Annotated in this window: 6 protein-coding genes; 4 read left to right on the forward strand and 2 right to left on the reverse strand. The window is 61.2% G+C overall.

Annotation, left to right across the window (positions count from 1 at the left end):
- Positions 1–71: 71 nt before the first annotated feature.
- From GBM95_RS08990 to GBM95_RS09005, 4 genes are all read left to right on the forward strand, one after another.
- Positions 72–1,319, forward strand: a complete 1,248-nt coding sequence (locus GBM95_RS08990; RefSeq protein ID WP_152158794.1) for an IS110 family RNA-guided transposase — start codon at positions 72–74, stop codon at positions 1,317–1,319.
- A 723-nt stretch (positions 1,320–2,042) separates the two neighbouring features.
- Positions 2,043–7,949, forward strand: a complete 5,907-nt coding sequence (locus GBM95_RS08995; protein WP_152158795.1) for an alpha-2-macroglobulin family protein — start codon at positions 2,043–2,045, stop codon at positions 7,947–7,949.
- A complete protein-coding gene (gene pbpC, locus GBM95_RS09000) occupies positions 7,942–10,380 on the forward strand; it encodes a penicillin-binding protein 1C (RefSeq protein WP_152158796.1) in 2,439 nt (812 codons plus the stop codon). The genes GBM95_RS08995 and pbpC overlap by 8 nt, the downstream gene beginning before the upstream one ends.
- 449 nt (positions 10,381–10,829) lie before the next feature.
- On the forward strand, positions 10,830–11,318 hold the full coding sequence (locus GBM95_RS09005; protein WP_152158797.1) for a hypothetical protein: 489 nt from the start codon (positions 10,830–10,832) through the stop codon (positions 11,316–11,318).
- 49 nt (positions 11,319–11,367) lie between these two features.
- Here the strand turns inward: GBM95_RS09005 and GBM95_RS09010 are convergent, their stop codons facing one another.
- Positions 11,368–12,741, reverse strand: a complete 1,374-nt coding sequence (locus GBM95_RS09010) for an ATP-binding protein (RefSeq protein ID WP_226963250.1) — start codon at positions 12,739–12,741, stop codon at positions 11,368–11,370.
- Between the two features lie 406 nt (positions 12,742–13,147).
- Positions 13,148–13,355, reverse strand: a 208-nt coding sequence (locus tag GBM95_RS09015; RefSeq protein ID WP_152158799.1) for a hypothetical protein, incomplete at its 5' end; no start/stop codon positions are given.

The following is a 13,355-nucleotide window of genomic DNA, read 5'->3' on the forward strand; positions in this document are numbered from 1 at the left end:
TCAAAAAAATGTGCCCGCGAGTTCACCACAACTCCGGGCACGCGGATCTCAATTTTCCATGAGAAATCACCATGAATAATACCATCTCCGACATCGATATTGATCTGACCGCTGTTTGTGAAGCTGAAGACGATGCAGCTCAGGCCGAAGCTCAGCCCGCTCAAAACGAGAGCGACGACACCTACGCCCAGAAAATGCAGGAGCAGCTTGCTCTTGCCCGCAGCAGCGCCAATTGCCGCTACATCGGCATTGACCTCCACAGCAACAACATCTGGCTCTCGGTCATCGTCAACGAACAGCGTCCTTCCGGTTCCGTCGGCAAGGTCATCTTCTCCAGGTCCATCGGCACGCAGCGAGTCGACGGCACTTTGCCGGAAGACCTGATAAAGCCTGTGATTGAGCGATTCTGCAAGGATCAGCCGCACATTGCCTGCGTTGAGGCGACCTACAACTGGTACTGGCTTGCCGACCTCTTCGAGAGGAACGGCTGGAACCTGGTGCTCGCTGATCCGAGCACCGTCAGCGAAGCTAAAACCAAGGCCGCCGACGACCGCAAGGACGCGGAGTACCTTGCTGATCGCCTGCGCTACAACGCTCTTCGCTATGCCGTCATCATGCCCAAGCAGCTCCGTGAAATCCGGGACCTTGTCCGAACCCGGGGAACTGCTGTTAAGCAGAGGGCTCGGGAGAAGATCATCGTCATCAACAAGCTGACGAACCTGATTGGCAGGAAAATCACGGGAAAAGAACTCCGGAAACTCATCAAGGAACACGCTGAATTCGGCACGGAAGCTCCGATGCTCCTCAATTGGGGGCTGACGGAGGAAGTGCGCACCATACTGGATTACCACCTGACAATGGCTACAAATATTGACCAGGGAATTCAGAAGCTTGAAGAGCACATCAATGCCGTCGGCAGGAATTTGCGCTACACCAGGGAACTGCAGAAGATGCCGGGCTGCGGCCCAGTCATAACGTCCATCCTGGCGTCGGAGATCGGCAGCATCAGGCGCTTTGCCACGGCGGCGAACTTCGTGTCCTACTGCCGTCTGGCTTCCACAAGCAAGCTCTCCAACGGCAAGAGCAAGGGACTCGGCAATGCCAAGAACGGCAATGCCTATCTCAGCTGGGCCTTTACCGAGCTCGCCACCCTGATGGTGCGCTACAGCGAAGCTGCCAAACGGCACTTTGAGAAGCTGATGCGCAAGTACGGCCAGCTGCGGGTCAAGGCGATCCGCGTCCTCGCCGCCAAGCTTGCCCGCAGCGTCTATCAATGCCTGAGCAAGAACGAACCCTTTGATGTCCTCCGCTGCTTCTAAGCGGACATCAATGTACCGATCAAGAAGTCAGTCCAGTGAGCCTCGGCTGGGGGGGTGGTACTGCCCACAGAGACCTTAGCCCCCGAATAGGACCTGGACTGACACCTGCTTTCAATTGCTGCATCACCCTGCAGCACTAGCGAATACACTGACTGACCTTTACGACACCGGACCGACTCCCGAGCTCCTTACGGGGGTGAGCTTCGAGCTTGCGAGACCTGTCTACACCTGAGACGGGAAGTCGGCCCAGACTGGAGTTTCTGGCTGCCCGAGCGGCAGTGGGGTTGCCTAGTGGGACAGCGCTTTCAGCGCTGTCAGGGCTGCCTAGATCCGGATGTGTGCCTGTTGCCGGCGTCCCGAGCGCTATTGGGATGACCGTAATACGACGTTGAAACCCCGGTCGATTCGTGCGTTGGGAAAGACTCAGGCTGCTGTGATTGCTATTGAAGGCGTATCGATGAATTTGAATTTGTACGCTATGGTTTCTGCGAAGGCAGAGGACCAGGATCGGACTTTATTTACTCAGTGCCCTTGACAAGGGGCGCGTAATGTGCCCCACTGTTGTCGGGGTGAGACGCTCCCGTGAAGGAAGGCTCTCCAATCGACAATTTCCACATCATTGGGAAAGCGCGAAAAATCAGAGAGGCGCGGGCTTTTTCCCGTCGCCTGCAGTCCCCAAACCGTCTATGCTCATACTCATGATTAATTTGGGAGTTTCCTGCCATGGTTCTGTCCACGCGCGCCATTTCGCTTCAGCTTAAACCGCTTTCCCTGGTAACGCTCCTCGCACTCTCAGCTCTCGCTGCAGGAGCCCATGCCGCTCCGGGAAGCGACGACCGCACGGTCTGGCTTAAGCCCGCAGTCTCCGCCCCGACATCCGCAAAGGCTCCCATCTACATCTCTCTGGCTCCCAGCGAAAACGCCTGCCGCAAGGCCTACGAAGACGACTGGTACAGCCGCTGCATGATCACGCTCGGCCGCTCGGGCGCGACGGTCGAAGGCATTACGTTGAAGCCCTCCGTTCCGGGCACCTGGCGCTGGGCGGGCCCTGATTCTCTTTCCTTCACGCCGAAGGACGCCTGGCAGCCGAAGCGCTCGATGAGAGCGTCGCTTCTCGGCATCCCGATTCCCCTTCGCGCCAATATTGAAGAGAGCTTCATCACGATCGAGACGCCGCCTCTTGCGGCAATAAATACTCAGAGCCGCATCTGGATTGATCCGGCGGTGAAGGGCGAACGGTGGCTCTCCTTTGAATTCTTCTTCACGACCGTCCCTGAAAAGGGAATGGTTGAAAAGGCCTTCAGCCTCAATTTCAAAAAAGAATCAGGTCTTGAGACGGCAAAGCCCCTGTTCATCTGGAGCGACGACAACACAAGCGTCTACGTGAAGGTGAAGCTCACGAAGCTCCCTGAAGAGGAGACGATCGTCACGGCGAAGCTCGCCGGCATCGCGGGCCGGATCAGCCAGAACAACGGCCGCTTCACGGTACCGAAGGGCTTTGAGACCGTTCAGGTCAATCAGACGGTGCCGGGCGAATCCACGCTCTTTCAGATTTCCCGCGCCGAGGTTCATGCCGTTCGCGACGAAGCTATGAACGGCGAGTATGAGCTCACACTCACGGGGACGCTCCAGATGGATCCGCAGGCCGTGATGAGCAATATCCGCGTCCTGGCGCTTCCCGCCAAGATGTCGGAGGAAGCTCAGACCAATGCCGTCTGGACGGCCGCCCCCGTCATCGACGAAGAAATTCTCTCACGCGCCGAACCCGTGGAAGTGGTGCCGGCCTCAGAAAAGGGCCTCACGACCACGGCCAAATTCCGCCTTCACGCGCCTCAGGGAACGTTCCTTTATGTGGAATTGCCTGAATCCTTCGGGCCGGAAGGCACGTCGGGGCTCAATGAAAAATGGCACTCGGTGCTGCTTCTTCCGAAGCTCTCGAGCTCGATCGAGTTCCTCCAGCCCGGCAACATGCTCACGCTCTCGGGGAACTGGACGCTCTCCCTCTTTTCGACCGGCGTCGAGAAGCTCCGCTGGCGCATCGCGCGCGTGAAGAACGCCTACCTCGCGCTCGCGGCCGACGGCTGGAACGTGATGAAGAGCACCTCGCCCGACGCCTATACGAGCGCCGTCACGGGTGAAATCGAACTAGGAGAATCAACTCCGGGCAAGGCCCGCTTCTCAACGCTTGATCTTGCCGACGCCGTGATCGGCGCGGGCCCCGGACTCTTTCAGGTTGAGCTCACGGGCGTGAGGACGAAGGACGGGAAGGAAGAAGTGGTTGCGACCGCCAGCAAACGCCTTCTTCTCACGAACCTCGCCGTCATTGCGAAAACCTCAGCCGACACCTCGATCGACGTCTTTGCCGCGGGCTTCATGGACAGCAAACCCGCCGCCAATGTGGCGGCAAGCCTTCTCGCCGAAAACGGCACCGTGATCGAGTCCGTGCAGACGGATCAGGACGGGCGCGCCCACTTCAAGCCCACGAAGGGGCTTGAGCGCGAAAAACGTCCCGCTGCAATCACCGTGCAGTCGAAGGGCACCGACCTCGCCTGGATCTCGCTCCGGGATCCCACGAACCTTTCGGACACCTTCCGCTGGAATACGGGCGGGCGCGAAACGAAGGGCGGCAACATGGCAGCCTTTTCGTTCGCGGACCGCGGCATCTACCGTGCAGGCGAAACCGCGCACTTTGGACTGGGACTTCGCGAACTCAGCATGGCGGCGCTCCCCGAGGGGCTTCCCGTTGAAGTGAAGCTCACAAATGATGCGGGGAAAGTGGTTGAGAAGCGGCAGCTGAAGCTCTCGCCCGAGGGCCTCGCCGATTTCGACTGGACGATTCCTGAGGGCACGCTTCCGGGCCGCATCAAGATAGACGTCTTCGCGGCCGGAGGCGATTCGGCGCTCTCAACAACGACCCTCTTCATCGCAGACTTTGCGCCCGAAACGCTTTCGCTCACGGCCGAGCTCCCTCAGGCTGAAGCACAAGCCGGGTGGCTCGAGCCCGGCGACATTAAGGTCCCCGCAAAGCTCACGAGCCTCTTCGGAGCCGGTGCCGAAGGCCGCCGGATTGAGGGCGAGGTTGTCGTTAATCCAATTTCTAGCACGACGCTCCCCGGGTTTGAAGGCTGGACCTTCGACTCTCCTGCTGCCGGCATCAGGACCAATCAGAATGCCGGAAAGCGCCTCTCCATTTCTTCCGTCCGGACGACAGGAGCGGGGGACGCTGAGCTCGCGCTTCCGCTCGGGAGCCTCACGATTCCGGGCTTTGCGCGCGCAGACGTTTCGCTCACAGGCTATGAGTCCGAAGGGGGCGAAGCCGTTTCCAAACGCTTCCATTTCCTTCTCTCGCGAAGGGATCTGGCGCTTGGCTGGAAGCTCGAAAAAACGCCCCAGCCCATGAACTTCCTTCTGGCCGGGGACCCTGCGGAAGTGCGCTTCATTGCCGTTGACCGGCATCTCGAAAAGAAGGCAGGAGAAAAGCTTCGCGCCGAAATCAGCCGCACGCATTATGTGACGGAACTCACGGCCGACGGCTCCGGGCGCCTTACCTACAGCGACGCGCCCGTGACAGAAACGACGGCAACCATTGACCTCACGACGGATGCCTCGGGCGAAGCCGTGCTCCCGCTCAATACCCGCGAACCCGGCGAATGGCTCGTGAGCGTCACGAGAGAAGACGGGACGCTTCTCCTCACGCTTCCCTACAACACGGCGGGGAACACGCTCGCAAAGGCGGCGTCCGATGAACTCCCCGCCGCGGAAATGCGCGCGCGCCTTGAGAAGACAACCCTCGAAGCGGGCGACAAAGCGAGGCTCTCGCTCCTCTCTCCCTTCTCGGGCTTTGCGCTCGTCACGTTTGAATCCGCGAACGTCATCTCGTCCCAATGGGCTGCCGTCGATTCGGGCGACAACCTGATTGAGGTCGATGCTCCGGAAGGGTTCTCGGGCCGCGCGTGGCTTCGCGTGTCGCTCGTTCGCGGGCAGGATTCGGCAAAGAAGTTCCTGAGGGGCTTCACGGAAACAGCAATTCCGGTTCTTCTCAACACGAAGGAAAAGCGCCTCCAGGTTGAAGTTTCCGTTCCGGAAAAACTCGAAAGCACGAAGACCATTCCGATAACGCTCAAGGCCGACAAGCCCTCCCGGGTCTTTCTCTGGGCGGCGGACGCCGGGATTCTTTCGCTCACCAACTATCCGGCCCCGAATCCTCTCAAGGCGCTCATTGAAGACCGGGCGCTTGAAGTCGAAACCCGCGAAACCCTGTCGCTCCTGATGCCGGACGCCAGTGCGGCCGCGGACCTCACTGCGCCCTTCGGCGGCGACTTCATGGAGTCGTCAGCAAAGATGGCGGCCGGGTTCGGTAATCCCTTCGCGAGAACGCTTGGAAAATCCGCCGTCTGGTGGGGCGGTCTGGTTGAAGCGGGTCCCGAAGCCAGAACCATTGAAGCGACGCTCCCCGAAGGCTTCAACGGCCGCATCCGCATCTTTGCCGTCGGCGCTTCCGAGAACGAAGCAGGCGCCGGCGAAGCATCGGCCGCCATTGCCGAACCCCTCGTGATTCAGCCGATTCTCCCGGCTGCCGTGTCGCCGGGCGACATCTTTGCGCTCGGCGCAACGGTGACGCCAGAGAAACCAACAGCCTCCGGCGCGCTTGAGATCAGTTCCGACTCGCTCACGCCTGCCTCTGCGACGGTTCCCATCACGTTCCCGGAAAAAGGCGGCAAGGTTGCGACCTCGGTCGCTCAGGCGCCCGCCGCACCCGGGACCGTGCAGGTGACCTTCCGCGCACAGACGGAAAACGCCAGGACAGAACGCACTCTGGAAATCGGCGTTCGTCCGGCCTCCGTCAGATCCACCCGCATTTACGGCGGAAAGATTGAAGGGAATGCTGAAGACAAGAACCCGCTTCTCACACTTCCCAACGAGCTTTATCCCAACGATTCGCAGACGCGCTTCATGGTGTCGGCGGTTCCGGCCACTCTCGTCCTTCAGCTCGGGCTCCCCTTTGCAAACCGCGACTGGAACCAGCCCGCGGACGCGATCGCCGCGGCGCTTCCGCTCGTGCTCCTCGCAGCCAACCCGGATGCCGCCCGCTTCGTGCCCATGGGCGAAACGCCTGAAAAGGCAGCAATGAAGCTCGCGGAGCTCACAAAGGCGCGCGCTGAAAAAGCGCTCTCCGCGATTCAGGGCGCCCTCTCCTGGGAAGGCCTCCGGAGCTTCCCCTGGATGCCGGCGAACCCGTACCTCACGGCCTGGGCTCTCGACTACCTGCTCGCTGCCGCCCGCACGACGGGCGTACCCCCGGAACTCATTCGCAGCGTGAAGGAGCGCCTGATGCGCACCGTCGTCGAAGACCCCCAGACCATCGACGACGCGCGCACGAAGGCCTATGCCCTCTGGGTGCTCACCCGCGAAGGCACGATGACGACGGAGTACCTCGAAACGCTTCGCGCCGCGATGGAAGAGCGCTTCCCCGACTGGAAGCGGGACGCTGCCGCCGCGTTCCTAGCGGCCTCCTACCAGCACCTCAGAATGCGCTCTGAAGCCGAGGAGCTGCTTTCGGGCACCATTTCCACCGCGCGCGCCGCCGGCGCGTGGACGCCCGAGACCGCAACGGCGCTTGCCGCCCAGGCGCTTGCAGCGAGCGGCCTAACGCAGAAGAGTTCGGCCAGATTCCTCTCGTCCCTTGCCGTCGACGACTTTGCCGAAGCGCTCAAACGCGGCACCTCTGACGCCCTCTACGCGGGCGCTGCCGCCATGACCATGATGGAACCTTCGATCGGTGGCGCAACGGATTTAGAGAAAAACGAAGACGACTCAGGCCTCACCCTCGTCTGCGTGAAGCGCGCGGCAGGCTTCCCCGACGACAGGGATGTCCTCACCACCGCCCCCGCCGGCGCAGCGCTCGAGGCTCCGGGCTGCATTGCAGCAGAGGTTTCCGGCGCCGCCCGGTCCTCCTTCCTCTGGTGGCAGGGCGAACAGACCGGATGGGTGCGGCTCCCTGACGACAAGGCCTTGCCCGCCGAAAAATCGGGCCTTGAAGTCGAGCGCACGTATCTGGGCGAGGACGGCAGGCCCTCGACTAAGTTCCGCGCGGGCGAGCGCATCACCGTGCGCGTGAAGCTTCGCGCCTATGCGGACGAAGAAGGCCTCATGGACGTAGCGCTCACGGATCTGCTCCCGGGCGGCCTCGCCTATGCGATGAGCCCCGGATCGGGTCCCGACGGGGCGCCCAGGTTCCTGCGGTCCGAAGAACGCATGACCTGGCTCTCGCCCGAACTTTCGAGCTGGAGTCCCGTCACCTTCACCTATACGGTCCGCGCGGCAACGCCCGGCGAATTTACGGTGCCGCCGGTTGAGGCGCAGTCGCTTTCGCGCCCGCTCCTTCGCGCCAGAGGCGCTTCCGGAAAGCTCACGATTCTCGATTCAGAAGGGAATCCCGTGAAGCTCCCCGACGCAGCTCCGGCTGCGGCTTCCGCGCCGAAAGACTTGAGCTCTGCGCCCCTCCCGGCAGAAAGCGCTCCGAAGCCCGAAAATACTGAACCTCAGAGTGCCGCCGCTGCGGCGCCCGAGGGTCGACCCCCGCGACCCGAAATACTGCTTCCGCTCCCGATGGAGATGACTGATGGCTGAAGCCCCGAGAAACGATTCCCAGGAAGAACCGCAGGCACCCGCACAAGCGCCGAAGCCCCAAGCGAAGCCGAAGGGCGAGAGCGAACCCGTGCGGTTTCTGCGCCGCACGACGGCCTTCATTCTCTCCGCGGCCATCGTCGGCGTCATTGTGGTCGGCGGCGCAAACGTCGTCTGGCAGATGGCGGAGCGCTCTCCCGCACCGCCGCTCCTTGACGGGATCGATTTCTCTCCGGCCGTCTACTCTGCGGAAGGCGAGCTCCTGAGGCTCACGCCCGCGAAGGACGGGATCTATCGCGTGAAGACTCCGCTCGCGCAGATAGACCCGAAGCTCATCGACGCGACGCTCTTTTACGAGGACCGGCTTTTCCGGAACCACAAGGGCGTCAATCCCGGTTCCATCGTGCGCGCCGGCATGGAAACGCTGATGGGCTCGCGCCGCATGGGCGCAAGCACGATCACGATGCAGCTCGCCCGCATGAGGCTGAAGCTCAGGACCAACACCTTCGAAGGAAAAATCCGTCAGATCTGGCACGCGCTTCGCTACGAAACGCACTATTCGAAGGACGAGATCCTTGAGGCCTACCTCAATCTCGCGCCCTATGGCGGGAACGTCGAGGGCGCGGGCGCAGCCTCCCGCGTGTGGTTCCATAAGCCGCCCTCCATGCTCTCGGCCGCTGAAGCGGCGAGCCTTGCCGTCATTCCGCAGAATCCCGTGAAGCGCCGTCCCATGGCGGCAGGGAATACGGAGCTTGACGACGCGAGGATCCGTCTGGGACTTGCCATGATCCGCGCGGGAGCCTTAAGCGAACGACTCTCCGAACCCGTCCGCGCATCGATCGAGGTGTTTGAGCCCGAGAACCTTCCGATGCTCGCTCCGCACTACTCCCGGATAGTGCTCAAGAAATCAAAGGGCGGCCCGGTCCGGGGAACGCTTCGCATTGCACTCCAGTCCTCCATGGAGTCGCTGGTGCGCGAAACGATTGCCAGGCTCAGGCCCTGGGGCGTCCGGAATGCGGCGCTCGCCGTGGTGGATTCCCGCGACCGCTCCCTCATTGCCCTCGTGGGGTCGGCCGACTGGTCGGATGCTTCGATTGCGGGCGAGGTGAACGCCTGGACCGCGAGACGAAGCCCCGGCTCAACATTGAAGCCTTTCGTCTACGGCCTCGCGCTCGATCAGGGGCTCATTCACGAAAAGACCGTCCTCATCGACCGGCCGCAGAGCTTCGGCGGGTGGGCTCCGGAAAACGCGGACGGGAGCTTCCGCGGACCTTTGTCGGCCGAAGATGCGCTCGTCCTCTCGAGAAACCTCCCGGCGGCGGATCTCGAGCGTCAGCTCAACCCCGGACTCTACGAACTCCTTCAAAAGTCGGGCGTGAAGCTCCCGCACGAGAAGAGCTGGTACGGGCTTTCGATCGTGTTGGGAGGCGCTGAAGTCACGATGGGCGACCTTGCAAAGCTCTACGCGATGCTCGCCGACGATGCGCTTCTGCGCCCCATCCGGATTCTTCAGAACGAACGCGCCGAAGCCGAGGGCTCCGTCCTCTCGCCCGAGGCGGCATTTGTGCTCAAACGCATGCTTGCCTCCCGAAATGAATTCATTACTGCCGGGGGCGCGAAGCGAGAGCTTCTTTATAAGACGGGAACGAGCAACGGCTGGCGGGATGCCTGGACCGCGGGCTCCGTCGGTCCCTACGTGATTGTGGTCTGGCTCGGGAACTTCTCGGGCGCGCCAAATCCGCAGCTCCAGGGGGCGTCGCTTGCCGCGCCGCTCTTCAAGGCCGCGGCTGCACGGATTGCATCAGATCCGTCCTTCGACTGGCCGGCCGCAAAGATCCCGCAGGATGAAATTGACGAGAAGAAGCTTCGGGTCGCAAGAGAAACCGTCTGCACGGCAACCGGGGAGCTCGACACCTCGCTCTGCCCAGAGAAAACGCTCTCCTGGATTCTTCCCGGGAAAACCTCCGTCAAAAGCACGGGCGTCTTCCGGGAGATTCTCGTGCGGGAGTCAACGGGGCTCCGCGCCTGCGCGGCCGGTCCCGGCGTCAAAAAGGTCGTCTGGGAATTCTGGCCCACGCACTTCCAGAAAGTCTTTCTCGAGGCCGGCATTGTGAAGCGCCCGCCCCCGCCCTATGAGGCGGGCTGCGAAGCCGTCTCCGGAGTCCCCGGCGGAAGGCCTCCCGCCATCGTGTCGCCCCGCGAGGGCGCGGTGCTCTATGCCGTCGGTAACGCTGAAGCGGCAAGAACGCTTCTGCGTGCCGGAACCGACCCGGATGCCAAATTCGTCTACTGGTATTCGGGGAACACCTTCATCGGCGTTTCGCCCACTGGGAAGCCGCTCGAATGGCGCGCGACTCCCGGCACGCACCGCCTCACAGCAACGGACGACCTCGGAAGAAGCACCACGCGAACCCTCGTCGTCAGGCGCCAGTAGAAGCGAACCCGCGGAAGTGCGGGAAGAACGGGATCCACAAGTATTCACAAAGAAGTCCATCAAGGAGGCACGCCGATGACACCCGTTTCGAGAGAGAAAAGACGTTCGATCGTCCGTCTGCTCGGTGCCGCAGCGCTTGCGGTGACGGCGAACACTTCGCTCACCGCCTGCGTCGTCGCGCCGACGCACCATCGACCGGCCCCCGCTCCGCACCATCCCGAGCCGCCGCACTATGGGACTCGTCCGGATCCGTCGCATCGTCCCGGGCCTGACTACCGGCCTCAACCCGGCTATCAACCTGGTCCCGCGTACCGGCCCGGGCCCGGATATCGCCCGGCTCCGCCTCCCGGACCCGCCGGATCTCCCGGCCCGCACCATTGGTAGCGGCGAAGCCCTAATTCCGGATCTTCTTGATCACGCAGAGAATTTTTTCAGAAGGAGTTTGAGCCATGTCGTTCTCGAAGATGCTCATCTCGCTTTCCGCAGCGGCGATGCTTCTCGGCGCATCGCTTGCGGCATCCGCCGCTCCGCCGCCTCCGCCGGGCGGTCCTGGCGGAGGCCCCGGCTTTCATCATCCGGGCGGCCCCGGCTTCCGTCCGGGTCCTGGTCCGGGCTTTCGTCCCGCCCCGCCGCCGCCCCGTCCCTTCCATCATCGCCCCCGCTGGTATCAGAGCTGGGGCTTCTGGGGGCCGGCGCTCACAACGGGCATCGTGGTGGGCGCAATGACATACCCGAGAGAGCCCCGCGTCGTGGAGCGCATTGTTGAGGTTCCTGCGGGTTCGGGAGGAACGACAAGCGCTCTTCCTCCGGCAAGCTACCCCTGGTACTGGTGCAATTCCGAACAGGGCTACTACCCGACGGTGCGCTCCTGCCCGCTCGGCTGGGAGACCATTATGGGATCTAGCCCGACGACGCCTCCTGCGCCGCCTCAGCATTAACCTGCGCCTTCTAGGAAAAGCCGGCAGCGTAAAACCTGCCGGCTTTTCTTCATTCATACGCCGGATGCTCCTCGAGGAGATTCTCAAGCGACAAACCCAGAAGTTCCGGACGCTCGTATTTCTTCAGATTTCTTCCCTCGGCTTTTTCAAAAGCAGCCGCCTTGCCCGCAAGCGCTCTCATATCGATCTTGTCGGCATTTCTCTTGATCTCCGCAATGACGGCCTTCCCCGTGAGATCGTTGAGCGCAATCAGGTCGATTTCATTTTCACCCCGCCTGTCCCACCAGCGGCCCGTCCGCGTCCACTTCGGACTCGCTCCGAAAAGATCGTGATACCAGTCTTCCAGCGTGCGGCCGGTGTATTGATTGGGTGCATCGAGACAAATGGCCCGTAAGGCCTCCCAGTTCCCGCGCGCAGCAAGCGATTGGTATTGAGCCGGCTCAATGAACCGGAACCAGAAGCGGAAATAGGGATCCGAAATTCCGTAGCGTACGCCGCGGGTACTCTCAGAGAACATCGGACTGTATTTTCTGAGCAGTCCGTACTGCTTCTCGAGGCGATCCATATAGCCGGCGATATTCTTTCCGCCGAGCCGGACCCCAATCTCATTCCAGGTGGCGGCGCCCCTGGCAACTGCCCGCAGAATTCTTTCGTAGATGGCGGATTCAACCCGCAATTCATCAGAGAGGAGCGTAGCGCCGTCTGTTCGAAGGAAATTGCCGCTTTCGGAAAAAATCAGATTCACCATATCCACTCGTGCGAGCGGAACCGCATCGGCCAGACAGGCGACATAGTGCGCGACGCCGCCCGTGACGGCGTAGAAGGTGAGGAGATCTTCCGGCGTTCCCTGAGGCCGGAGATCGAGAAAGATTTCCCTGAGAAGCTTCGGGCCAAAAGGTCTCAGCGTGAGCGCAAGATCCCGTCGTCCGAAAAGCGGTTCGCTCGCATCATCAAAGATACGCCGGACGATTGCCCCACCGGAGCCGCTCATCATCAGAAGGAGCCGGGAATTGTCCTTCTCCCGGTCCCAGACCCCCTGAAGGTCCGCCCAGAAAGCCGGAGCCGCGTAGTCAAGCTCCTGGCATTCGTCGAGAATCATCACACAGGGCTTCTCCCGGGAAAGCTTCATCACAAACCGGACAATCTCGGCGAGCTTGAGTCGACGCGGACCATCCTCTTCGCTAAGACCAAACGTCTCTCTCACCTCGTCGAGCCAGATCTGTGCCAGCTCTGCTTCTGCATAGCGCCTCCGGCAAAGAAAATAAAGCATGGGCCGGCCGCTCTCTTCGGCAACCTTGAGAATCAGCCTGGTTTTGCCCACGCGTCGTCTTCCAGTGATGACCGCCAGTCGGGAAGAGGTTTCTGCAAGCCGGAGCTCATTCGTGAGCGCCGCTATTTCCTGGTCTCTGCCGTAGAACTTCATATTGCTCAATTAGCTTTACATCTGTCGCTACACTTTCTGTAGCTACAAAGAGTGTAGTAACGGGCCCCCTGCTTTGCTGCTCAAGCAGCCCCGCCTGCCGAGCGGTTTGGATCATTCGATGCGTCAGGACCATTGTGACGAAGTTGTTGGACTTGCTGCCGATCACAGCGCTTAATAGTGGGTGCCCTCGAAATCTTTACCGTATGCTTAGGGACGCCTTTCCCGCCTTCATTTCTTCGACAGATGAGAAAAGATCGCGGCAGAATCCATCAATTTCCGAATCATTTGAAAAAGTTTCAGTCTTAGTTCTCATTTAATGATCCCTAGCTGAGTCAGCAATTTCGTGAATTTCCAGAAATCCGGTAACAGCACCCCTTGAAGCTGCATGACGATAAGGGGAATATTTTCACAGAGGCTTGCTGGATTTCTTCTCCTGGGCTTCTCGCTTCTCGCGCTCCAGCGTTGATTTGTTCTTGCTGCCTTTGGGGCGGCCACGACCTCTCTTGGGAGGAGCAGCCAGCAAGGCTTCTCTTTCGAGCGTCTTCTTGTTTTTACTGCCTTTGGGGCGTCCGGGTTTCCGCTTAGGCATCTCTGTATCTTCCAGAGCTTTCTTC

It is taken from the genome of Sutterella seckii, from assembly GCF_009183815.1.
Lineage (GTDB): Bacteria > Pseudomonadota > Gammaproteobacteria > Burkholderiales > Burkholderiaceae_F > Sutterella > Sutterella seckii.

Coding starts and splice junctions, on each gene's coding strand:
- GBM95_RS08990 (WP_152158794.1), top strand. CDS start 72: ATGAATAATACCATCTCCGACATCGATATTGATCTGACCGCTGTTTGT.
- GBM95_RS08995 (WP_152158795.1), top strand. CDS start 2,043: ATGGTTCTGTCCACGCGCGCCATTTCGCTTCAGCTTAAACCGCTTTCC.
- pbpC (WP_152158796.1), top strand. CDS start 7,942: ATGGCTGAAGCCCCGAGAAACGATTCCCAGGAAGAACCGCAGGCACCC.
- GBM95_RS09005 (WP_152158797.1), top strand. CDS start 10,830: ATGTCGTTCTCGAAGATGCTCATCTCGCTTTCCGCAGCGGCGATGCTT.
- GBM95_RS09010 (WP_226963250.1), bottom strand. CDS start 12,741: ATGAAGTTCTACGGCAGAGACCAGGAAATAGCGGCGCTCACGAATGAG.